3 protein-coding genes and 1 pseudogene are annotated in these 25,381 nt (G+C 73.2%); all 4 read left to right on the plus strand.

Annotated features, from left to right (window positions below; translation table 11 throughout):
- The first annotated feature begins 61 nt into the window (after positions 1-61).
- The 4 genes and pseudogenes from ACMTAK_RS50090 to ACMTAK_RS50105 all read left to right on the plus strand — a co-directional run bounded on the left by ACMTAK_RS50090 (position 62) and on the right by ACMTAK_RS50105 (position 25,377).
- Positions 62-2,167: a LysR substrate-binding domain-containing protein gene (locus tag ACMTAK_RS50090; RefSeq protein WP_413812373.1), complete on the plus strand. Its 2,106-nt coding sequence runs from the start codon at positions 62-64 to the stop codon at positions 2,165-2,167.
- 274 nt (positions 2,168-2,441) lie between these two features.
- Complete coding sequence (locus tag ACMTAK_RS50095; protein ID WP_413812374.1) at positions 2,442-10,571, plus strand: type I polyketide synthase; 8,130 nt, start codon at positions 2,442-2,444, stop codon at positions 10,569-10,571.
- A gap of 117 nt (positions 10,572-10,688) precedes the next feature.
- Positions 10,689-18,755, plus strand: a pseudogene (locus ACMTAK_RS50100) (SDR family NAD(P)-dependent oxidoreductase); the annotation flags it as partial.
- Positions 18,756-19,104: 349 nt separating this feature from the next.
- Complete coding sequence (locus ACMTAK_RS50105; RefSeq protein WP_413812375.1) at positions 19,105-25,377, plus strand: SDR family NAD(P)-dependent oxidoreductase; 6,273 nt, start codon at positions 19,105-19,107, stop codon at positions 25,375-25,377.
- Positions 25,378-25,381: the final 4 nt, after the last annotated feature.

A 25,381-nucleotide genomic window follows, 5' to 3' on the forward strand; every position in this document is an offset into this window, starting at 1 on the left:
ACCCCCACCGCATGATGCCCGCCCGCGCACGGCCGGCCTGTCTGAGAAGGACTCCAAGGACATGAACACCACCCCCCGTATCGCGATCGTCGGCGGTGGCCCGGGCGGCCTCACCCTCGCGCGCATTCTTCAGGCAGGCGGCATCGACGCGGTCGTCTACGAGCGCGAGTCCGCCGACACCGCCTGCGCTCAGGGCGGCGCCCTCGACCTGCGCCCCGAGTACGGCCTGCACGCGCTGCGCGAGGTGGGGCTGGAGAACGACTTCTGGGCCCAGGCCCGCCCCAGGGGTCTGGATATGAAGATCCTCGGCAAGGACGCTACGGTCCATCCCCAGGACGTCACCCCCGAAGGGGACTCGGGCCGGCCGGAGATCGATGGCCGCGCCCTGCGCGACATGCTCCTCGACGGCCTTGCCCCCGGCAGCATCCGCTGGGGCCACAGCCTCGGCACCGTCACCGCCCTGGAGGGCGGCCGTCACGAACTCCACTTCGAGGGCGGCGCGGTGGAGACCTGCGACCTGCTCATCGGGGCGGACGGCATCTGGTCCCGCGTCCGTCCGACGCTCACCGAGGCCGAGCCCGTGTACTCCGGGATCAGCTGCATCGAGATCGGTGTCCCCGAGGCCCACCGCACCCAGCCGGCCCTGGCCGCACTCGTGGGGCACGGCAACATGTTCGCGCTCCAGGAGGACAAGGGCCTGATGGCGCAGCGGGCCGCCGATGGCCGCCTGCGCATCCACATCGCCTTCCGCGTACCCGAGGACTGGCTGACCACGAACGGCATCCCCTACCACCGGCCCGAGCGGGCCCGCGCCGCGATCCTGGAGCACTTCACCGACTGGGCCCCGCAGTTGACGGACCTCGTCCGCCACTGCGACGACACGATCGTGCCCCGCCGCCTCTACGGCCTTCCCCCCGGCACCAGTTGGCCGACCACACCGGGCCGCACCCTGCTGGGTGATGCCGCCCATGGCATGGTGTCGTTCTGCTGGGGCGTCAATCTCGCCATGCGGGATGCCGCCGACCTCGCCCGGGCCGTCATCGGGGCCGGTGACGACCTTACGGCGGCGATCGCCGCGTATGAGAAGACCATGCGTGAGCGTGCGGCGTCCATGGCCAAGGAGCTGGCGGAAATCCCGGATGCGGGGAGCGGTCCGCACGGTGTGCTCAATCTCGGCGATTTTTTCCGGCGGATGGCCACCCATGGACGGCGGGGGAGCCGGCCGGCGGCCTCGACAGGGCGGAGCCTGCCGCCCGTCGTGGCGGATCGGCCCACCAAGATCGACCTGAATCTGCTGATCCCGCTGAGTGCGCTCCTTTCGGAGCGGAGTGTCACCAGGGCAGCCGAGCGGGCCTTTGTCAGCCAGCCCGCGATGAGCACGGCACTCGCGAAGCTGCGGCGGCACTTCAACGATCCGCTGCTGGTCAGGGCCGGTCGGGCGATGGTCCTCACCCCGCTCGCGGAGTCACTGGTCGACCCGGTCAAGGAACTCCTGGGCGGGATGTACGGGGTCCTGGACCGCACGGAGGAGTTCGATCCGGCCACCAGCACCCGAACCTTCAACCTGGTCGCCGATGACTACGTGACCATCGTGATGCTGCGTCCGTTGCTCAGCGAGCTCAGCGAGGTGGCCCCGGATGTGCGGGTCAGCGTCACCGGGGTGCACACCGGCATGTTCGACCGGTTACGCCGCGGCCAGTCCGACCTGCTGATCTGGCCGCCGAACGTGCTGGCCGACGAGCTGACGTCGTTCTCCCGTGGCGATCTGCCCCCGGATGAGCTGGTCGCTGTCGTCGACGGTGACCATCCCGATGTGGGCCCGAGCCTGAGCCTGGAGGAACTGGCCGAGCTCCCCGGTATCGGGATCGGCTCGCAGGCCACGCCGTCGTCGGGCTTCACCTTCGGCGAGGGCGGCGTCTCCGGCCGGACAGTGGCGATGAGCGACACCTTCGTCGGCGCGGCCTGCCTTGTGTCCGGCACCCGGATGGTCGCGGTGATTCCCCGGCGGCTCTTCGAGCGGCTGGGGCATGCGATGGGCCTGCGGGCCGTGCCCCTGGAGCCGGTGGGAGAGCTGACGGAAGCGATGTACTGGGATCCCCGGCACACCGCGGATCCGGCGCACCGCTGGCTGCGCGAGCGTATCCAGGAGATGGCGGCACGAGGGTGACCCCACGGCTCACATACATGGATGTGGGCTGTTTGTGTGATACGTCCGGTATCCATGGCGCGGATGGCCATGATCGATGCCAGTTGCCTTCCGGGCGATCAGTGAGCTGATTAGCGTCTCCGGTCAAGGCGGCGAACACCTTTCGCTGCCACTGACTCGGCGATGGATCTGGTTTCGCCCAGCGGCATTCCGCTCGCATGGGACGTATTTCCCGGACGAAATCCTCTCGCCGCTTGTCCTGTCTCGCGGGGAGGAAAGGTTGGCTGGGTCCGTCGTGCCTTCCACGGGCGCTCACGCGTCGGTGCCGATCGCGATCACAGGTATCGCCTGCCGTCTCCCCGGTGGCCGGAACCCGGAGGAATTCTGGCGGCTGCTCTCCGCCGGGGACCATGCGGTCGACGGAACCGCGCACGGGCGCTGGAGCGCCGGAGAGGCCGTCGAATCAGGCGGCTTCCTCTCCGAAGTGGGCCATTTCGACGCCGAGTTCGCCGGAGTCACCGCTGCCGAGGCGGCCGCGATGGATCCACAGCAGCGGCTCGCGCTCGAACTGGCCTGGGAGGCGATGGAGTCCGCACGGTTCGTGGCGTCACCCCTTCGCGACAGCCGCTCGGGTGTGTACCTGGGGGTGTCGTCCGACGACTGGTCCGCCGTCACCCGTGCCCGCCGCACGGCGGAGGACCGCTACACCCTGACGGGCACCCACCGCTCCATGATCGCCAACCGGGTGTCGCATCTGCTGCGGCTGGGCGGCTCGAGCATCACCGTCGACTCGGGGCAGTCCTCCTCCCTCGTGGCGGTGCACCTGGCCTGTGACAGCATCCGCCGCGGCGAGGTCGACCACGCCTTCGTCGGCGGGGTCAACCTCAACCTCGCCCCGGCCTCCGCGAGGGCGGTCGACGCGCTCGGCGTCCTCTCCCCGGACGGCCGCTGCTACACCTTCGACGAACGGGCGAACGGCTATGTGCGCGGCGAGGGCGGCGTCATGATCGTGCTCAGGCCGCTCGCCGACGCGCTGTTGGACGGGAACCGCGTGCACGGCGTGATCCTTGGCAGCGCCGTCAACAACGACGGTGCCGGTCGAGCGAATCTGACCACACCGGACCGCGCGATACAGACCGATGTGCTGCGCGCCGCCTACCGGGCCGCGGGCGTCGAACCGGATGCGGTGCAGTACGTCGAACTGCACGGCACCGGGACCAGGGCCGGTGACCCGGTCGAGGCGGCCGCGCTGGGAGCGGCACTCGGCTCCGTACGGCCGGAGGGCACGCCCCTGCGGGTCGGCTCGGTGAAGACCAACATCGGCCACCTCGAAGGCGCGGCCGGAATCGCCGGGCTGCTCAAGGTGGTACTGGCCCTCACCCACCGCCGGCTGCCCGCGAGTCTGAACTTCGCCCGGCCCAACCCGGCGATCCCGCTGTCCGAGCTGAACCTGCGGGTGCAGACCGCCACCACCGCATGGCCGGACGAGGACCGGAGGCTGGTGGCGGGGGTCAGCTCCTTCGGTATCGGGGGCACCAACTGCCACGTCGTGCTCGCCGAGCCGCCCTCCGCCGAGCCGCCGCCATCCGCTGCATCCCCGGTGGTGACGCCGTGGGTCCTGTCCGCCCACAGCCGACAGGCGCTGCGCGGTCAGGCGGAACGCCTCCTCGACCATCTGGACCACCACGATCCGTCGCCCGCCGACGTCGGACACTCGCTGGCCACCACGCGCACGCTCCTCGAACACCGCGCCGTGGTCTTCGACCGGGAGGAGCTGGCGGCACTCCGGGAGCAGCGGCCGGGCCCGGTGCTCGGAACGGCGCGGGAACCGGGGCGGACCGCCTTCGTGTTTCCCGGTCAGGGCTCCCAGTGGTCGGGTATGGGACGGGCGCTGCTGGAGGAGTCGCCGGTGTTCGCCGCGCGGATGCGCGAGTGCGCTCGGGCCCTGTCCCGGTTCGTCGACTGGGATCTGTTCGACGTCCTGCGCGAACCGATGACCGGCGACGATGTCGTGCAGCCGGCCACCTTCGCGGTCATGGTGTCGCTGGCCGAACTGTGGCGATCCCACGGGGTGCGGCCGGACGCGGTGATCGGGCATTCGCAGGGCGAGGTCGCCGCCGCTGTCGTCGCCGGGGCACTCAGCCTCGAGGACGCCGCACGTGTCGTGGTGGCGCGCAGCAGGGTTGTCGAGGCGATCAAGGACCGGGGCCGTATGGGTCTGGTCGCCCTGCCCGCGGCCGACGTCGAGCCGTTGCTGCCGGACGGTGTCGCGATCGGTGCGGTCAACGGCCCACGTTCGGTGGTGGTGTCCGGCGACACCGAGCCGGTGCGGGACCTTCTGGAGTCCCTGTCGGCCCGGGGGGTGTGGGTGCGCACGGTGCCGATCGCGTACGCCTCGCACTCCGCGCACGTGGCGGACATCCGGCCGGCACTGCTCGATGAGCTGGCCGCCGTCCGCCCCACCCGCTCCGTGGTCCCGTTGCTCTCCACCGTCACCGGGGACTGGGCCGACGGCACCGGACTCGACGCCGAATACTGGTATCGCAACCTGCGGGAGACCGTGCGGTTCGAAGCCGGTGTGCGGGCGCTGACAGCCGAGGGCTTCACCGGGTTCATCGAGTGCGGCCCGCACCCGGCCCTGGTCATGCCGGTCCAGGAGACCGCCGGGTCCGAGGCCGTCGTCGTGGGTTCGCTGCGCCGTGACGACGGCGGCATCGGGCGCTTCCTGCGGTCGGTCGCCGAGGCCCATGTGCGGGGAATGGAGGTGGACTGGCGGCCCGCCTTCCCGGACGGCCGGCCGGTGGACCTGCCCACCTACGCGTTCCAGCGCAGCAGATACTGGCTCGGCGAGCGGACCGGCGAGCCGACCGACGGGTCGGCTCACGAGTCCGCCGCGGGGGCACCGCGCGCGTCGCGGCAGACCGCGGAGCAACGGCGTGACACCGCGTTGCACCTGGTGCGCGAGCATGGCGCCGTTCTGCTCGATCGGGACGATCCGCGGTCGCTGGCCGCGACGGAGACATTCCGTGACCTGGGCTTCGACTCGCTGACCTCCGTCGAATTGCGCAACCGGCTCGTGGCGGCGACCGGCGTACCGCTCTCCTCCGCCGTGCTGTACGACCATCCGACCCCCGCGGCGCTGGCCGAGCACCTCGCCGGCCGGCTGGGCGGTGAACGTCCCCGGGCCGCCCGGCCGGCGGTCGCCGCCGGCCCGGCGGCGACGGACGACCCCATCGCCGTCGTCGCCATGAGCTGCCGGCTGCCGGGCTCGGTGACCTCGCCCGAGGACCTGTGGGACCTGGTGGTGCGGGAACGCGACGCCATCGGCGGATTCCCCGCCGACAGAGGCTGGGAGGTCGCCCCCGGCAGCACCGCCACCCGGCAGGGTGGATTCATCGACGGCATCGACCAGTTCGACGCGGCCTTCTTCGGCATCTCCCCGCGCGAGGCCACGGCGATGGACCCGCAGCAGCGCCTTCTGCTGGAGGGCACATGGGAGGCGCTCGAACGGGCCGGAATCGTTCCCGAGAGCCTGCGCGCCACCCGGACCGGAGTGTTCGTCGGCGCGACGGCCCAGGACTACGGGCCGCGCCTGCACGAAACCGCGCACGGCGCCGAGGGTTTCCTGCTCACCGGCACCAGCCCGAGCGTGCTGTCCGGTCGGGTGGCCTACACGCTCGGTCTGCGGGGGCCCGCCGTCACCGTGGACACCGCGTGCTCGTCCTCGCTGGTGGCCGTGCATCTCGCCGTACGGTCGCTGCAGCAGGGGGAGTGCTCGCTCGCCCTGGCCGCCGGGGTGACCGTGATGTCGTCCCCGGGCATGTTCGTGGAGTTCAGCCGCCAGGGCGGTCTCTCACCGGACGGGCGCTGCAAGGCGTTCTCCGCTGGGGCCGACGGCACCGGCTGGGCCGAGGGGCTGGGCGTGCTCGTGCTGGAGCGACTGTCCGACGCCCGGCGCAACGGCCATGACGTTCTCGCGCTGATCCGCGGCACCGCCGTCAACCAGGACGGGGCCTCCAACGGGCTCACGGCCCCCAGCGGGCCGGCGCAGGAGGAGGTCATCCATCAGGCCATGGCCCAGGCCCGGCTGGCGCCGGACGATGTCGACGTGGTCGAGGCGCACGGCACGGGCACCGTGCTGGGCGATCCGATCGAGGCGCACGCCGTTCTCGCCACCTACGGTCAGGACCGGGAACACCCCCTGCTGCTCGGCTCGCTCAAGTCGAACATCGGCCATACGCAGGCCGCCGCCGGGATCGCCGGGGTCATCAAGATGGTGCAGGCCATGCGGCACGGCATCGCGCCGAAGACCCTGCACATCACCGACCCGACCGCGCATGTGGACTGGTCGGCGGGGACGGTGCGCCCGCTGACCGAGGCCGCGCCGTGGCCGTCGCGCGGCCGCCCGCGCCGCGCCGCCGTCTCCTCGTTCGGCATCTCCGGGACCAACGCCCATATCGTCGTCGAGGGCGTCCCCGCTCCCGATCCGGACCGGACTCCGGAGAGCGGCAGCACCATGCCGCTGCTGCTGTCCGGGCACACCGGGCAGGCGGTGGTCGACCAGGCACGGCGACTGGCCGTGGCGCTGGCCGGGGCCGCCCCCGACGACGTCGCCTTCTCGCTGGCCACCACCCGGCAGCACGGGCAGCACCGCGCGGTCGTCGTGGGCGGGGACCGCGACGCGCTCCTCGCGGAGCTGGGCTCCCTCGACGCCCACGACGTGTGCACGGCCTCGGCCGGTGCGCTCGCCTTCCTCTTCACCGGCCAGGGAAGCCAGCGCGGCCGGATGGCGGCGGAACTCCACGCGCGGTACCCGGTGTTCGCCGAGACGTTCGAGCGCGTGTGCGCCGGATTCGACGAGCACCTCGATGCCGGGCTGAAGTCCGTGGTGTTCGAGGGATCGGATCTGCTCGACCGGACCGATTACACCCAGGCGGCGCTGTTCGCGCTCGAGGTCTCCCTGTTCCGGCTGGTCGAGAGCTGGGGACTGCGGCCCGACTACCTCGTGGGGCACTCCATCGGTGAGCTCGCCGCCGCGCATGTGGCCGGTGTGCTCGGCCTGGCGGACGCCGTGACGCTGGTGGCCGCGCGCGGCGAGCTGATGCGGGCGCTTCCGGGCGGTGGCTGTATGGCCGCGATCGCGGCGACCGAGCAGGAGGTGCTGGCCCAGCTGCCGGGGGCGGACGGGCAGGTGGAGATCGCCGCCGTCAACGGGCCGCGGGCCGTGGTGATCGCCGGGGACGAGCGGGCCGTCACCGGGCAGCTGCTCCACTGGGAGCGGCACGGCCGCCGCACCCGCAGGCTGCGGGTCGGTCACGCCTTCCACTCCGCGCGTATGGAGCCCATGCTCGCCGACTTCCGAGCGGTCGCGGAGAAGCTGACCTTCCACGCACCGGCGATCCCCATCGTGTCCAACGTGACCGGCCGGGTGGCCGCCGACGGCGAGCTGTGCTCCCCGGAGTACTGGGTGCGGCATGTGCGCGCGGCCGTGCGGTTCGGCGACGGTGTGCGGTGGCTGTACGACCACGGCGTCACGGACTTCCTGGAGCTCGGGCCGGATGCCGTGCTGACGGCGCTCGGGCCGGAGTGCGTCGACGGCGACGCGCGGTTCGTGCCCGCGCTGCGCCGTGACCGCCCGGAGGCGGCCACGCTCACCGAGGCGGTGTCGAGGCTGTACGCACACGGTGTCGCCCTCGACTGGACAGCCGTGTTCGAGGGCACCTCGGCACGGCGCACACAGCTGCCCACCTATCCGTTCCAGCGCAGGCGCTACTGGCTGGACCGGCCTCCCGGCGCCGGTTCCTCGCCGGGCGCGGTCGGGCTGCGCCCGGCCGGGCATCCCCTGCTCGGTGCGCGGATCGCACAACCCGACGGCGACGCCGTGGAGTTCACCGGTGTGCTGTCCACGCATACGCATCCATGGCTGGCCGACCACGTCGTGGGCGGCACCGTGCTCGTCCCCGCCACCGCCTTCCTCGAGATGGCCGTGCACGCCGGGGGCGTGACGGGCTGTCGCACCGTCGAGGAGCTGGTGATGCTGGCGCCACTCGCCCTGCTGCCCCACCAGAGAGCCGAACTCCGGGTGAGGGTGCGGGAGAAGGACGCCGACGGGCGCCGCGCGCTGAGCGTGCACTCCAGGCCGTCGGACGGCGACGCCGAGTGGACGCTGCACGCGACCGCCGCCCTCGTCCCCGCGTCGGCCGCCCCCCAGCGGGCCCCCGGCCCCTGGCCGCCGGAGTCCGCCGTCGAGTCGTCCACGCGGGAGCTCTACAGAGGCCTGGCCCGGTGCGGGCTGGAGTACGGCCCGCGGTTCCGGCACGTGCGCCGTGTCTGGCGCGCCGACGACGAGGTGATCACCGAGGTCGAACTGGACGTGGATCTCGCGGGGCGGGCGGGTGAGTTCGCACTGCATCCGGCGCTGCTCGACGCGTGTCTGCACGGTGCCGGTGCGCTCGGCCTCTTCGACGGCGGGAGACTGCCGTTCTCCTGGCAGAAGACGGCCGTCCACGCCACCGGCGCCGCCGCCGTCCGGGTCCACATCAGGCGCACCGGCGAGGACACGGTGTCGCTGAGGGTCACCGACACCGCCGGGGGAGCGGTCGCCGACGTCGAGGCGCTGAGCGTCCGCACCGCCGCCCCCGTGGCGCACGGCGATCCGTTCCTGACGGTCGACTGGGCGCCGGTCGCTCCGGCGGCCGAGACGTTCCGCGTCGCCGTGCCGGACGACGGCGATCTCTCCCGGTGCGCGGAGGAGCGTCCGGACCTCGTGGTGGTGGCGGTGCCCCCGGAGGCGGACCCGGCACTGCCCGGCGCCGCCCACGCGTCGGCCGCCGGTGTGCTGGAGCTGGTGCGCTCGTGGATCACCGACGAGCGGTTTGCCTCGGCTCGGCTGGTGCTGGTGACGCGGTCGGCGGTGGCCACCCGGGACGGCGAGGAGGTGCCGGGCCTCCCGCAGTCCCCGGTGTGGGGTCTGGTGCGTACCGCGCAGCGTGAGCACCCCGGCCGGTTCGTCCTGCTCGACCTGGACGTGGACATCGAAGCCGCGCGGGGCGTCCTGGACGTGCTGCCGCCGGACGAGCCGCAGTTGGCGGTGCGGACGGGAACGCTCCTCGCCCCTCGGCTGACGCGCGGACCCGGGCCCGTCGCCTCCCGCGGCTGGAACCCCGACGGCACCGTGCTGATCACCGGCGCGTCCGGAGGGCTCGGCCGGCTGGTCGCCCATCGGCTGCTCACCGAGCACGGCATGCGCCATCTGGTCCTGGCTGGCAGGCGGCCGGTGGACCTGGAGGGGTTCGGCCCCGGGGTCAGCTGGCTGCCCTGCGACGTCACCGACCGCGATGCGGTGGCCGGGCTGCTGGCCTCGATCCCGGCCGAGCACCCGCTCACCGCGGTGGTGCACGCGGCGGGCGTCCTGGACGACACCGTGATCTCCGGGCTGACCGCCGAGCGGCTGTCCTCGGTACTGCGGCCGAAGGTGGACGGGGCCTGGCACCTCCACGAGTTGACCCGGCACCTCGCCCTCGACGGTTTCGTGCTGTTCTCCTCGGCGTCCGGCGTCCTCGGTGCCGCCGGACAGGCGAACTACGCCGCCGGCAATGCGTTCCTGGACGCCCTGGCCCAGCACCGCGCGGCCCACGGGCTGCCCGCCACCTCGCTCGCATGGGCCCCGTGGGAGGACACGGGCATGGCCGCCGAGCTGTCCCGTGCCGACCTCGACCGGCTGGCGGACATCGGCATGCCCGCCCTGTCCGCCGAGGACGGCTTGGCGCTGTTCGACACCGCGCTGCGACGGGACACCCCGCTGCTGGTGGCGGTCGGGCGGAAGGCCGGACAGCCGCGGTCCTTGTCCGGTGACCCGGGGCCACTGGCGCGCGGCCCGGTTCCGGCCGCGTCGAGGACACGGCCCGGGCCGGACGCCGCACCGCTCGACCTGGTGCGGCGGGAACTGGCCGGCTGCCTCGGTCAGGACCCCGACGAGGCGATCGACCTCGACCGTGGTTTCCGGGAACTGGGTGTGGACTCACTGATCGCGGTCGACCTCCGCAACCGGCTGAACCGGGTCACAGGACTCACCCTGACCCCCACGGTCGTCTTCGACCACCCCACTCCGCAGCGGCTGGCCGCCCTGATCGCACAGAAGATGGCGCCCGCCGCACCGCGGCCGGTGGACGAAGTGGCGTTGCGCAGGGCTCTGGCCACGCTGCCGGTGGCACGCCTGCGCACCGCGGGGCTGCTGGACCCCCTTCTCACGCTGGTGGCCGAGTCCTCCGCCCAGGCCGCGCCCCCGAACGGCGCCGACGAACCGGGCGGTCCCGACGGGCCGGACGCCACCGGCGAGTCGGGTGGCCTCGACGAACTGGACGGCCTCGACGAGCTGGACGCGGACGACCTGGTCAGGCTCGCCCGTCGCAGCCTGGAATCCTGAGCGAGCCGGGAGACGACACCGATGAGCGAATCATCCGCTGCCGCGGTCACCGACGCGTTGCGCGACAGCCTCCGCGAGGTCCAGCGGTTGCGCAGGAAGAACCACGACCTCACCGCCGCCGCGAGTGAGCCCCTGGCGATCGTGGGAATGAGCTGCCGCTACCCCGGTGGCGTCCGCTCGCCCGAGGATCTGTGGGATCTGGTCGCGCGGGGAGGCGACGCCGTCACCGAGTTCCCGGTCGACCGGGGCTGGCGGCTGACCGAGCTCTTCGACCCGGACCCGTCGCACCCCGGCACGTCCTACTGCGACCAGGGTGGGTTCCTGCACGACGCGGCCGCGTTCGACGCCGACTTCTTCGGCATCGGCCCGCGTGAGGCGCTGGCCATGGATCCGCAGCAGCGGCTGCTGCTGGAGGCGTCCTGGGAGGCGCTGGAACGCGCCGGACTCGTCCCGGGCACACTGCGCGGCAGCCGCACCGGAGTCTTCGCCGGAGTGATGTACCACGACTACGGACCCCCGCTGGAACACACCGCGGGCGCGGTCGACGGGCACCGGCTGACCGGTACCACGGCCAGCGTGCTGTCCGGCCGCGTCGCCTACACCCTCGGTCTCGAAGGGCCGGCGGTCACCGTGGACACGGCCTGTTCCTCGTCGATGGTGGCGATGCACCTGGCCGCGCAGTCACTGCGCGCCGGTGAGTGTTCGCTGGCGCTGGCCGCCGGGGTCACCGTCATGGCCACGCCCGGCACCTTCGTGGAGTTCTCCCGGCAGCGGGCGCTGTCCCCGGACGGCCGGTGCAAGTCCTTCGCCGAGGCGGCGGACGGCACGGGCTGGTCCGAGGGCGTCGGGGTGCTGGTGCTCGAGCGGCTGTCGGACGCGCGTCGCCACGGCCACCGGGTACTGGCCCTGATCCGGTCGACGGCGGTCAACCAGGACGGCGCGAGCAGCGGGCTCACCGCCCCCAACGGCCCGTCGCAGGAGCGGGTGATCCGGGCCGCGCTGGCGAGCGCCGCCCTGTCCCCGGCCGATGTGCACGCCCTCGAGGCACACGGCACCGGCACCAGGCTGGGCGACCCCATCGAGGCCCAGGCCGTACTGGCCACCTACGGACAGAACCGTGTCCACCCCCTGCTGCTCGGGTCGCTGAAGTCCAACATCGGCCACTCCCAGGCGGCGGCCGGGGTCGGTGGCGTCATCAAGATGGTGATGGCGCTCCAGCACGACCAGCTGCCGAAAACACTGCATGTCGACCGGCCCACACCGCTGGTGGACTGGGACGGCGGCGCGGTCCGGCTGCTCACCGAGCCCGCCCCCTGGCCGGACACCCGGGGCCCGCGCCGCGCCGCGGTGTCCTCGTTCGGCATCAGCGGCACCAACGCCCACGCCATCATCGAACAGGCACCCCCGGCCGAACCCGCGGAGCCCGCACCGGCCACGGCACCGCTGAGCCTGACCAGCGTGCCGCTGCTGGTGTCCGGACGCACCCCGGAGGCGCTGAGGGCACAGTCCGGCCGGCTGTCGACGGCGCTGACCGACGACACGGACCTCACCGCGTTCGGCGCCTCGCTCGCCCTCACCAGGACCGCGTTCGAACACCGCGCCGTGCTGCTCGGCCGGTCGGCGCGGGAACTCCGCGCGGGGCTCGCCGCGCTGGCCCGCGACGAACCCGACTCCAACGCCACGCGTGCCACGGCGGGCCCGCGCAAGGTCGTGTTCGTCTTCCCGGGGCAGGGCCCGCAGTGGGCGGGGATGGCGGTGGACCTGCTGAGCACCTCGCCGGTCTTCGCGCGGGCGATGGCCGACTGCGAGCGCGCCCTGGCCCCCCATGTGGACTTCGCGCTCATCGACGTGGTGCGTTCCGGGGAGTTCGAGCGGACCGAGGTCCTGCAGCCGGTCCTGTTCGCGGTGATGGTCTCGCTGGCGGCGCTGTGGAAGTCCGTCGGGGTGGTGCCGGACGCGGTGATCGGCCATTCACAGGGCGAGATGGCGGCCGCGGTCGTCGCGGGCGCGCTGTCCCTGGAGGACGCCGCCCGCGCGGTCGCGCTGCGCAGCAAGACCATCGCCGAGGGCCTGTCCGGCCGCGGCGGCATGCTCTCGGTCAGCCTGCCCCTGGACGAGGTCCGGTCCCGCCTGGAGGGCTTGGAGCGGGTGAGCGTGGCCGCGCTCAACGGCCCCACGTCCACCGTGGTCGCGGGCGACCTCCCCGCGCTCGCCCGGCTGGAGTCCGCCCTGTCGGAGGAGGGCGTCCGGTCGCGGCGGGTGCCCATCGACTACCCGTCCCACTCCGCCCACGTCGAGACGATCCGGGAGCGGGTGGCGGAGCTGCTCGCCCCGGTCCGGGCCACCGCCACGGCCACGGCGTTCATGTCCACCGTGACCGGGGACTGGATCGACCCGGCCGAGCTGACCGGGGAGTACTGGTACCGCAACCTTCGCAGCCCCATCCAGTTCGAGCCGGCCGTCCGGGCGCTGCTGGCCGCCGGCTTCGACACCTTCGTGGAGTGCGGCCCGCACCCGGTGCTGCTGGTCGGCATCCAGGAGACCGTCGACGACGTCGGCGCCGGGGCGGCGGTCCAGGGCACCCTCCGGCGTGAGCGGAACGAGTCCGACTGCTTCCTCGGCTCACTGGCCGCCCTGCACGCGCACGGCGTCGCGGTCGACTGGGCCACGGTGTTCGCCGGGGCCGGACACGAACCCGTCGAGCTGCCGACGTACGCCTTCCAGCACCGCCCCTACTGGCTGCCGAGCGGCGGCCCGGCGGATGTGCGGACGGCGGGCATGACGGCCGTGGACCACCCGCTGCTGGGCGCCGCGGTGCGCCTGGCGGACCAGGGTGACACCGTGTTCACCGGGGTGCTGTCCGCCGGTGCGCATCCGTGGCTGGCCGATCCCGCCGGTGTGGATGCCGCACTGCTGGAACTGGTGGTGCACACCGCGGCCGAGGCCGGTTTCGACCGGGTCGACGTCCTGCGCCAGGTGGCCCCGCCACGGCTGCCCGGCCCCGGCGTCCTCCGTGTGCAGGTGCGCGTGGGCGCCGACGGCGCCATCGACGTGTTCTCGCAGCCGGACGAGGAGACCCCGTGGACCCGCAACGCGACGGCGAGCGCCGTCGCCGCGCCCCCGGACACCGGGGCCGGTCTCACCCGGTGGCCACCGGCCGACGCCGAAGAGGTGAGCCCGCCGGACGGCTCGTCCCCCCTGCTGGAGCGGGTCTGGCGCGCCGGTGGTGAGGTGTTCGCGGAGGCCGGTCCGGAGCAGGGGAGCGAGGCGGAACCGTACGGTCTGCACCCGGAACTCGTCACCGCCGCGCTGAGCCTGGTGGCCGCCGAGAACGAGACGCCCGTCCAGTGGCACGGCGTACGCCTGCACGCCGCCGGTGCCGCATCGGTCCGCGTCCATCTGCTGCCACTCGGCGAGCACACTCACGCGCTGCGGATCACGGACGGTACCGGCCGGCCCGTGTTCACCGTCGAGTCCGTGACGCTCGCGGCCGTGGACACCGCACGGGCCCGCCGCCACGCGCCGCTGCACCGACTGGAGTGGACGGCCACCAGACTGCCCGTGGCGGAAGTGGGCCGCTGGGCCCTGGACGGTGCGGACGAACACGGGCTCCGCGCCGTCCACACCGGCATCGAGCGACTGCCCACGGCGGACGGGCAGGCGGACGTGGTGCTCGCCGCCTTCGGACCCGGCCACGAAGCGCCCGGTCACGAAGCGTCCGGCCACGAAGAGGAGGACACCGCCGCCCGGGCCGAGGAGGCCACCTCGCGGGCGCTGAACCTCCTCCAGACGTGGCTCGCCGAGGAACACCCCGCCGGCGCGCGGCTGGTCTTCCTCACCCGCCGGGCCGTGTACGGCGGCACCGAACTCCGGGACACCGCCCAGGCCGTGGTGTGGGGGCTGGTGCGCACCGCCCAGACCGAACACCCGGACCAGTTCCTCCTTGTCGACCTCGACGGCACCGAAGCGTCCCTGCGCGCACTGCCGGGCGCGCTCGCCTCGGGGGAGCCCCAGATCGTCCTCACCGAGGGGAACGCCCGCGTACCGCGGCTCGTCGCCACGCCCGCCGTGGACGGCACACCGCCGGTCCTCACCGGAACGGCGCTGATCACGGGCGGAACCGGTGCGCTGGGCTCACTCGTCGCACGACACCTCGTCGCCGAACACGGGGTACGGCACCTGCTGCTCACCGGGCGTCGGGGTGAGGCCGCCGAGGGCGCCGCCGGGCTGCGCGCCGAGCTGGAGTCCATGGGGGCCGAGGTCACCATCGCGGCCTGCGACGCCGCCGACCGCGGCGCACTCGCCGCACTGCTCGCGTCCCTGCCCGCCGACCGGCCGCTGACGGCCGTCGTGCACGCGGCCGGAATCGTCGACGACGCCGTCATCACCTCGATGACGGACGACCAGGTGGCACGGGTGTACCGCCCGAAGGTGCGGGCCGCGGTCAACCTCCACGAACTCACCCGGGGCGCGGAGCTGAAGGTCTTCGCGCTGTTCTCCTCGTACTCCGGCCTCGTGGGCAACGCCGGACAGGGCGCCTACGCGGCGGCCAACGCCTTCCTCGACGCACTCGCGCAGACCCGGCGCGCACAGGGTCTTCCGGGCGTGTCGATGGCCTGGGGCCTGTGGGCCGAGCGCGGCGGTGTGACCGCCCACCTCGCCGAGGGGGACCTCGCCCGGCTCGCCCGCGCGGGGATCGACCCGCTGACCGCGGACCACGGGCTGGCCCTCTTCGACACCGCGCTCAGCGCCGGCCACCCGGTGACGGCTCCGGTGCGCCTGAACCTCTCCGCACTGCGCGCACAGGCAGGCGCCGGCACCCTGCCCGCCCTGCTGCGCGGACTGGTCAGGGCCCCGGCGCGCCGGGCCTCCGACACCTCGGCCCAGCGGCCCTCCGCGTTGGCGGAACGGCTGCGGGAACGCCCCGAGTCGGAGCGGCCGCGGCTGCTGCTCGACGTGGTCCGTGACGAGGTGCTCACCGTGCTCGGGCACACCGAGTCCGGCTCGCCGGACCTGACCCGCCCATTCCGTGACCTGGGGTTCGACTCACTGGGCGCCGTCGAGCTGCGCAATCGCCTCGGCGCGCGCACGGGGCTGCGACTGCCCACCACCGTGGTCTTCGACCACCCCAGCCCGGCGGCGCTCGCCGACTATCTGCTGGCCGAACTGCTGGGCGTGGCAGCCGAGTCGGCGGAACAGCCGACTGCCGTGGCCGCGACCGACGACCCGATCGCGATCGTCTCGATGGCCTGCCGCTTCCCCGGCGGCGTGTCCTCCCCCGAGGATCTGTGGCGGCTGCTCGACGAGGCCCGTGACGTGCTGTCGCCCTTCCCCGGGAACCGGGGCTGGGACCTGGACCGCCTCTACGACGACGACCCGGACCGGGTGGGCACCAGCTACGCCCGCACCGGTGGCTTCCTGCCCGACGCCGACCGCTTCGACGCGGCGTTCTTCGGCATCTCCCCGCGTGAGGCGCTGGGCATGGACCCGCAGCAGCGGCTCGTCCTGGAGTCCGCGTGGGAGCTGTTCGAACGGGCGGGCATCGACCCCGAGGCCCAGCGCGGCAGCCGCTGCGGGGTGTTCATGGGCACCAACGGTCAGGACTACGGCGCGGGGATCGCCCCCGGGGCCCTGGACGCCGAGGGCTACCTGCTCACCGGGACCGCGGCGAGCGTGCTGTCCGGGCGGCTGTCCTACACGCTGGGCCTCGAGGGGCCCGCGGTCACCATGGACACGGCCTGCTCCTCCGCGCTGGTCGCCATGGACGCGGCGGCCAAGGCACTGCGCGCCCGTGAGTGCACGCTCGCGGTGGCGGGTGGCGTCACCGTGATGTCCACCCCGCACGCCTTCGTCGAGTTCTCCCGGCAGCGCGGACTGGCCCCCGACGGACGCTGCAAGGCGTTCGCCGCCGCGGCGGACGGCACGGGCTGGTCCGAGGGGATCGGCCTGGTGCTGCTGGAACGTCTCTCCGACGCCAGGAAGAACGGCCACCAGGTATTGGCCGTGGTCCGGGGGACGGCCGTCAACCAGGACGGCGCCTCCAACGGGCTGACCGCGCCGAACGGCACCGCCCAGCAGCGCGTCATCCGGCAGGCCCTCGCCGACGCCCGGCTGGCCCCCTCCGAAGTCGACATGGTCGAGGCGCACGGCACCGGTACGGCGCTCGGCGATCCGATCGAGGCCGGGGCACTGCTCGCCACCTACGGCCAGGACCGCGAGCGGCCACTGCTGCTGGGCTCGGTGAAGTCCAACCTGGGCCACACCCAGGCCGCCGCGGGCGCCGCCGGAGTGATCAAGGCGGTGCTGGCGATGCGGCACGGCGTCGTCCCCAGGACGCTGCACATCGATGAGGTCACCGGGCATGTGGACTGGTCGGCGGGCGCGGTGTCCCTGGCGACCGAGCCGACGCCGTGGCCCTCGGCCGGCCGGCCCCGGCGGGCCGGGGTCTCCTCGTTCGGGATCAGCGGCACCAACGCCCACGTCATCCTCGAACAGGCCCCGGCCGGGACCGTGCCTCCGCCTGCGCCTCCCACGGTGTCCACCCCCGTGGTGCCGTGGGTGCTCTCCGCCCGTGGCACGGCGTCCCTGCGGGCCCAGGCCGCCCGTCTGCACTCCTGGCTGACGGCCCGTCCGGAGCACTCCCCGGTCGATGTCGCCTGGTCACTGGCGACCGGCCGGTCGCTGATGGAACACCGTGCGGTGCTGGTCGGCGACAGCCGCGAAGACCTGATGGCACAACTGGCCCACCTCGCCGACGGCGAGCTCACCGGCGGCGCCGGCCGGGCCCGGCGACAGCGTCTCGCCATGGTGTTCTCCGGGCAGGGGAGCCAACGGCCCGGTATGGGACGGGAGTTGTACCACGCGTTCCCGCGGTACGCGGCCGCGTTCGACGCGGTGTGCGCCGAGTTCGACCGCCACCTCGCACTGCCGCTGCGCCATGTGGTCCTCGGCACCGACGACGAGGTCCTCGATCGCACCGAGTACACCCAACCGGCCCTGTTCGCGATGGAAACGGCCCTGTTCCGACTGGTGGAGCACTGGGGAGTCGCCCCCGATCTGCTCCTGGGACACTCCATCGGCGAACTCACCGCGGCACACGTCGCCGGCGTCCTGTCACTGCCCGATGCCTGCGCGCTGGTCGCCGCGCGGGGCCGGCTCATCCAGGCGCGGCCCGCGGTCGGGGCGATGGCAGCGATCGAGGCGTCCGAGGAGGAGATCGTGTCCGGCCTCGGCAACGGCGTCGAACTCGCCGCCGTCAACGGGCCGTCCGCCGTGGTGATCTCCGGGGACGCCGCCGAAGTCGACCGGGTCCGCGAGCACTGGCGCTCGGCCGGGCGCAAAACCAGCGGGCTGCGGGTCAGCCACGCGTTCCACTCCGCTCACCTGGACGGCATGCTGGACGAGTTCCGCACCGTCGCCGAGAGCGTCCGCTACCGGGCACCGGCCGTCCCCGTGGTGTCCAACCTGACCGGCAAGGTCGCGAGCGACGAGGAGCTGTGCTCCCCGGAGTACTGGGTGCGGCATGTGCGAGGATGCGTCCGTTTCGCCGACGGGGTGCGCTCGGCCGAGGCCGAAGGCGTCACCGCGATCCTGGAGCTCGGACCCGACAGCATCGCCGCCGGCATGGCCGAGGACAGCGTGTCCGATCCGGGCTCGACGGTCGTCGTGTCCGCGCTGCGCCGTCACCACGACGAGGTGTCCGCTCTCACCGGAGCGCTCGCCGAACTGTCCGTGCGGGGTGTCCCCGTCGCATGGTCCTCGGTCCTGGCCGGCCGCGGAGGCGGTCGCGTCGATCTGCCGACCTACGCCTTCCAGCGCGAGCGCTACTGGCCGGCGCGCGACACGGCCGGGGGGCCTGCCCAGGCCGCCGCCACGGAGTACACCACGGACGTCCCGGAGCCACCTGACATCGAGCCATATGGGGTTCCGGAGCCCCCTCTCGCCGAACGGCTGGCACCTCTGACCCGGGCCGAGCGGGCCGGTCTGCTGCTGTCGGTCGTCCGTCAGGACGTCGCCGCGGTGCTGGGCCACCGCACCGCCGCCGAGGTGGAGCCGACCGTGTCGTTCGCCGAACTGGGCATGGACTCCCTGGCCGCGGTCCGGCTGCGGAACGTGCTGGCCAGGCGCGCCGGCGCCGAACTGCCCACCGCCATCACCTTCGACCATCCCAGCGCGGCGGCGCTGGCGGAGTACCTGGACACCGTCGTCCTGCCCGACGACCGGCAGCGGATCGACGCCGTGTTCCACCGGCTCGACGACGTGGAGTCCGCCCTGCCCGCCGTACGCGCCGACCGTGCGGCGCGCTCCCGGCTGGCCGCCCGGCTGCGGAGCCTCAGCAGCCGGCTCGACGACCCCGGCGAGCTCGACGAGGTGGACGGCGTTCCCGACGAGGAGCTGTTCCGGCTGATCGACGAGGAATTCGAGCTGTGAACGTGACCCTGTGCGACGGGCCGGGTGCCCGTGGCCGCGCTACCCGGGCGCCCGCCTTCGACGCCGCGCCGTCCGATGTGTCCGACGAGGAGTTGGGTGTCCGATGAGTGAGCAGAAGCTCCGTGACTACTTGAACCGGGTCACCGCCGACCTCAAGCGCACCCGCCGGTCGCTGCGCCGCTACGAGGCCATGGCCACCGAGCCGATCGCCGTCGTCGGCATGGCCTGCCGCTACCCGGGCGGTGTGCGCACCCCCGAGCAGCTGTGGGAGCTCGCCGTGTCCGAAGTGGACGCGATCACCGAGTTCCCCACCGACCGCGGCTGGGACCTGGCCTCGGTCCGGGACCGCGTGGCCACCGAGGCCAGCGGGTTCCTGCGGGACATCGACCGGTTCGACGCCGAGTTCTTCGGGATCAGCCCGCGGGAGGCGGTCGCCATGGACCCCCAGCAGCGGCTGCTGCTGGAGACGTCATGGGAGGCGGTCGAGCGCGCGGGCATCGCCCCGGACTCCCTGCGGGGCAGTGACACCGGCGTGTTCGTGGGCACCTGCGCCCAGGACTACCCGGAACTGCTGCGGGACACCGTCGACCAGGTCGAGGGCTACGTCGGCACCGGCAGCGCCGCCAGCGTCATGTCGGGCCGGATCTCCTACACGCTCGGGCTGGAAGGCCCCTCCCTGACGGTGGACACGGCATGCTCGGCGTCCCTTGTCGCGCTCCACTCGGCCGTGCGTGCGCTCCGTGCCCGGGAGTGCTCGCTGGCGCTGGCCGGAGGCGTGGTCGTGATGACCACGCTCTCGCCCTTCCTGGAGTTCACCAAACAGGGCGGCCTCGCCCCCGACGGCCGGTGCAAGTCGTTCTCCGACGACGCGGACGGCACGGCATGGTCGGAAGGGGCGGGAATGCTCGCCCTGCAACGGCTCTCCGACGCCCAGCGCGACGGCCACGAGGTGCTGGCCGTGATCCGCGGCTCCGCCATGAACTCCGACGGCGCCTCCAACGGCCTGAGCGCACCGAACGGCACCGCACAGCAGCAGGTCATCTGGAGCGCGCTGGAGAACGCCGGGCTCGCGCCCTCCGACGTGGACGCCGTGGAGGCGCATGGCACCGGGACCAGGCTGGGCGATCCGATCGAGGCCGGGGCGCTGCTGGCCACCTACGGTCAGGACCGGCAACGTCCCCTGTTGCTGGGCTCGTTGAAGTCGAACATCGGCCACTCCCAGGCGGCGGCCGGGGTCGGTGGCGTGATCAAGATGGTGGCGGCGCTGCGCACGGGAGTGCTGCCCGGTCTGCTCCACTTCTCGGCGCCGTCCTCGCGTATCGACTGGGCGTCGGGCGCGGTCTCCCCGCTGGCGCACACGACCGACTGGCCGGAGACCGGCAGGCCACGACGTGCCGGAGTGTCGTCGTTCGGTGTGTCCGGCACCAACGCGCACATCATCCTCGAGCAGGCGCCGGAACCCGGGAGGCCCGAGCGGCCACCGCTCGCGCCGGACGAGCGGGTGGTGTGGCAGCTGTCCGGCAGGAGCCTGCCCGCGCTGCGCGCCCAGGCGCGAGCGCTGGTGGACCACCTGGAGTCCCGGCCGGACCTCGCCCCGGCCGACCTGGCCTACTCCCTGGCGACCACACGTACCCGGTTCGAGCACAGCGCGACCGTGGTCGGGGACCGGAAGGCCGCCTGCACCGCCTTCGAAGCCATGGCCCGTGGCGAAGAACCGGGTTCCTTGACGCTGTCCGCCGCCCAAGTCACCGACTCCCGGCCGGTGTTCGTGTTCCCGGGGCAGGGGTCGCAGTGGGTGGGCATGGCGGTGGAGTTGTTGGGGTCGTCGCCGGTGTTTGCCGAGGCGATGGGTCAGTGTGCGGTGGCGCTGGCGCCGTTTGTGGAGTGGTCGTTGGTGGATGTGTTGGGTGATGAGGTGGCGTTGGGGCGGGTGGATGTGGTGCAGCCGGTGTTGTGGGCGGTGATGGTGTCGTTGGCTGAGGTGTGGCGGTCGTTTGGTGTGGTGCCGGCTGCGGTGGTGGGTCATTCGCAGGGGGAGATCGCGGCGGCGTGTGTGGCGGGGGTGTTGTCGTTGGAGGACGCAGCGCGGGTGGTGTGTGTGCGGTCGAGGCTGATCGCACACGAGCTGGCCGGAGGTGGCGGGATGGTGTCGCTGCCGCTGCCTCTGGCCGAGGTGGGGGACCTGATCGCGCCGTATGGCGATGGGCTTGTGGTGGCGGCGGTGAACGGTCCGGAGTCGGTGGTGGTGTCGGGGACCTCGGAGTCGGTGGCGGCTTTGGTGGAGCGGGAGCCGCGGGCCCGGCGGATCGCGGTGGACTACGCCTCCCACTCCCCGATGGTGGAGGGGATCCGGGACGCGGTCCTGGCAGGGCTGTCATCGGTGCGGCCGGTCGCCGCCGAGGTGCCGTTCTATTCGTCGGTGACGGGCGGCCGGGTGGACGGTGCCGAGCTGGGCGCGGAGTACTGGTACACCAACCTGCGCGAGCGGGTGGACTTTCACGGCGCGGTGTCGGGGCTGGTGGCGGGCGGGTTCCGGGTCTTCCTGGAGATGAGCCCGCACCCGGTGCTGACCACGTCGATCGAGGAGACGGCGGAGACCGTCGCGCTGGGCACTCTGCGACGTGGCGAGGGAACACTCGACCGGATCCGCCTCTCGCTCGCCCTGGCGCACCAGCACGGGGTCCCCGTGGACTGGAGCGCCGTCTTTCCCGACGCCACTCGCGTGGAACTGCCCACGTACGCCTTCCAGTACCGGCGGTACTGGCCTCGTGCCGGTACGGCCGGGGTGGACGTCACCGCGGCGGGCCTGAGCGTTCCGGAGCATCCGCTGCTCGGGGCGGGGATCGAGCTGCCCGGTGACGACGGCCACCTGTTCACCGCCCGGCTGTCGCTCGCAACCCACCCATGGCTGGCCGACCACGCCGTGGCCGGGACGGTGCTGCTGCCCGGAACCGCCCTGCTGGACATGGTCATCCACGCGGGCGACGAGGTCGGTTGCCACCGGGTCGACGAACTCGTACTGGAGAAACCGCTCGTCCTGCCGGAACAGGGGAGTGTCCAGGTACAGATCCACGTGGACCGGCCCGCCGCCGACCACCGCAGGACCGTGCGGCTCTTCGCCCGCGGTGGAGCCAACTGGACGCAACACGCCTCCGGCACCCTGTCCACCGGTGAGCACGAGGGCGGCGACCCCGCATCCGCGACCACGTCCTGGCCGCCCCCGGGCGCGGACAAGATCGAGCCGGCGGGGGTGTACGACGCTCTCACCGAGGAGGGATACGGCTACGGCCCCGCGTTCCGGGGCCTGAGCGCCGCATGGCTGACCGAGGACGGCGTCTGCGCCGAGGTGGCGCTCCCCGAGCACGAGCGGGCCGAGGCGGGCGCCTTCGGCCTGCACCCCGCGCTGCTGGACGCCGTCCTGCACACCACAAGCCTGCTGGGCAGCACCGGTGTGCTGCCGTTCGCCTGGAGCGGAGTGCGCCTCCACGCGAGCGGGGCGACCTCCCTGCGGGCCCGGCTGCGCGGCATCGGCCCGGACACCGTCGAGCTGACCGTCGTCGACCCCGCGGGCGCACCGGTGCTGACCGCCGAGTCCCTGGTGCTGCGCCGGTACACCGCTGTGGACTCCGTCGTCGACGCCCCGCTGTACCGGCTCGCCTGGCGGCCCGTGCCCGCCGACCCGGACCATCCCCGTACCGTCGTCGAGCTCGACCCGCGGACCTGGGCACTGCCCGACGCGGGCGCGGGTGCCGACGCGGCCGTGGTCCGCCTCGGCCCGGTGGGCGACGGAATGCTGCCCGCCACCTACCAGCTCACGGCACGGGTGCTCGACCTGCTGCGGGCATGGCTGGCCGAACCACGGCTTGACGAGGTCTCGCTGGTCTTCGTGACCGAGGGCGGCGTGGCCGTCGGCGACGAGGACGTCGTGCCCGCGGTGGCGGCCGCCCGCGGCCTGATCCGGTCCGCGCAGACCGAGAACACGGGCCGGTTCGTCCTGGTGGACACGGACGGGCCCCATGTGCCGGACGAACTGGTCTCGCGCGCGCTTGCCAGTGGAGAACCCCAGCTCGCGGTGCGCGACGGCGCCCTGCTCGCCGCCCGGCTGACCGAGCCCGGCACGCTGACGCCACCGGCCGGCCCGTCATGGCGGCTGGAGACCACGCGGAAGGGCAGCCTCGACGACCTCGCCCTGATCCGGTGGCCCCGCGCAGAGGAACCGCTCGGACCCCAGGAGGTCCGGGTCGATGTCCGAGCCGCCGGGGTGAACTTCCGCGATGTCTTCGACGCGCTGGGCATGAACCGGCGTGCGGCGACCCCGCTGGGGGCCGAGGTGTCCGGTGTCGTGCTGGAGACCGGCCCCGAAGTGACCGGTCTGCTCCCCGGAGACCGCGTGTTCGGCCTGACCGTCGGCGCCTTCGGACCGCTGACCGTCACCGACCACCGGCTGCTCGCGCCGATGCCCGACGACTGGACCTTCGCACAGGCGGCGTCGGTGCCCGTCGTGTTCCTCACCGCCTACTACGGTCTGCTCGACCTGTCCGAGGTGCGTGCGGGACAGTCCCTGCTGGTGCACGCGGGCGCCGGCGGCGTCGGCATGGCGGCCATCCAACTCGCCCGGCACTGGGGTCTTGAGGTCTTCGCCACCGCCAGTGAACCCAAGCAACACATGCTGCGAGGGCTGGGCGTTCCCGATGACCACATCGCCTCCTCGCGCACCCTCGACTTCGAGCGGCGCTTCCTGGAGGTCACCGGTGGCCGGGGCGTCGATGTCGTACTGAACTCGCTGGCCGGCGAGTTCGTGGATGCCTCGCTGCGGCTGCTGCCCAGGGGCGGGCGGTTCGCCGAGATGGGCAAGACCGACATCCGCACCGAGGTGCCGGACGGGATCGGCTACCGCGCCTTCGACCTGGCGGAGCTGGAGCCCGACGCCGTACAGGAGCGGCTCACGGCTCTGCTCGACCTGTTCCGTGCCGGTGTGCTGAAGCCCCTCCCGGTGTCCGCATGGGACGTACGGCGCGGACGTGAGGCGTTCCGGTACATCAGCCGAGCCCAGCACATCGGCAAGGTCGTGCTGACCATGCCGCGGCGCTGGAACCCGCGGGGCACCGTCCTGATCACCGGTGGCACCGGCGGCCTGGCCGCGTCACTGGCCCGCCACCTGGTGACCACACGGGGCGTACGGCATCTGCTCCTCGTCAGCCGGAGCGGACCGGACGCGCCCGGCGCGGCGCGGCTGGTCGCGGAGCTGGCCGAGCACGGGGCCCAGGTCCTCGTGCGCGCCTGCGACGTCGGCGACCGGACGGCACTGGCGGACCTTCTCGCCACCATTCCCGCCCAGCACCCGCTGACGGCCGTCGTACACGCGGCCGGGGTGCTCGACGACGGCGTGATCCAGTCGATGACCCCCGAACGGCTGGCCACCAGCCTGCGCTCCAAGGCCGACGGCGCCTGGCACCTGCACGAGCTGACCCAAGACCTCGGCCTCGCGGCGTTCGTGCTCTACTCCTCGGCCGCCGCCGTGATGGGCAGCGCGGGCCAGGCCAACTACGCCGCCGCCAACGCCTTCCTCGACGCCCTCGCCGCCCACCGCAGGGCCGCGGGGCTGCCCGCCACGTCGATCGCGTGGAGCCTGTGGGCCGAGGCGAGCGGCATGACCGGCGCGCTGACCGCACGGGACATCGACCGGATCGCCCGCTCCGGGCTGCCCGCGCTGTCCACCGACGAGGCACTGGCCATGTTCGACGCGGCGGTGGCGCAGGACGAGCCCGCGGTCGCCGGGATGCGCCTGGACCTGCCGACCCTGCGGGCCGCCGCGTCCGCACCGCACATCCTGTGGGCACTGACCGGCACGACCGGCCGCAGGCACGCCGACACCGGAGAAGGCGCTCTCGGTGACCGCCTCGCCCGGATGAGTCCGGCGGACCGGGTCGCCGAGCTGACCAGGCTGGTGCGCGCGCAAGCCGCCGCGGTGCTCGGCCACCCCGACGACCGGTCACTGGAGGCCGACCGCCCGTTCAAGTCGCTCGGCTTCGACTCACTGACCGCCGTGGAACTGCGCAACCGGATCGGCACCCAACTCGGCCTGCGGCTGGCCGCCACCATCGTCTTCGAGCACTCCTCGCCCACCGCACTGGCCGAGCACCTGTCCTCCCGCATCGGCGGCGACCGGCCCCAGGAGAATCCGGTGCTCGCCGAACTGGCCCGGCTGGAGGACGCCTTCGCCCGGTTCGACGGCGACCCGGGGGTCCGGGAGCAGGTGATGCGCAGGCTGTCCGCACTGCTCGTGACCGACACCGAGACCCAGGACACCGATCTCGGCGAGGCCACCGACGAGGAAATGTTCGAGCTGCTCGGTAAGGAGTTCGGTATCTCATGACCAG

The sequence above is a fragment of the Streptomyces lacaronensis genome (assembly GCF_047337785.1).
Lineage (GTDB): Bacteria > Actinomycetota > Actinomycetes > Streptomycetales > Streptomycetaceae > Streptomyces > Streptomyces lycopersici.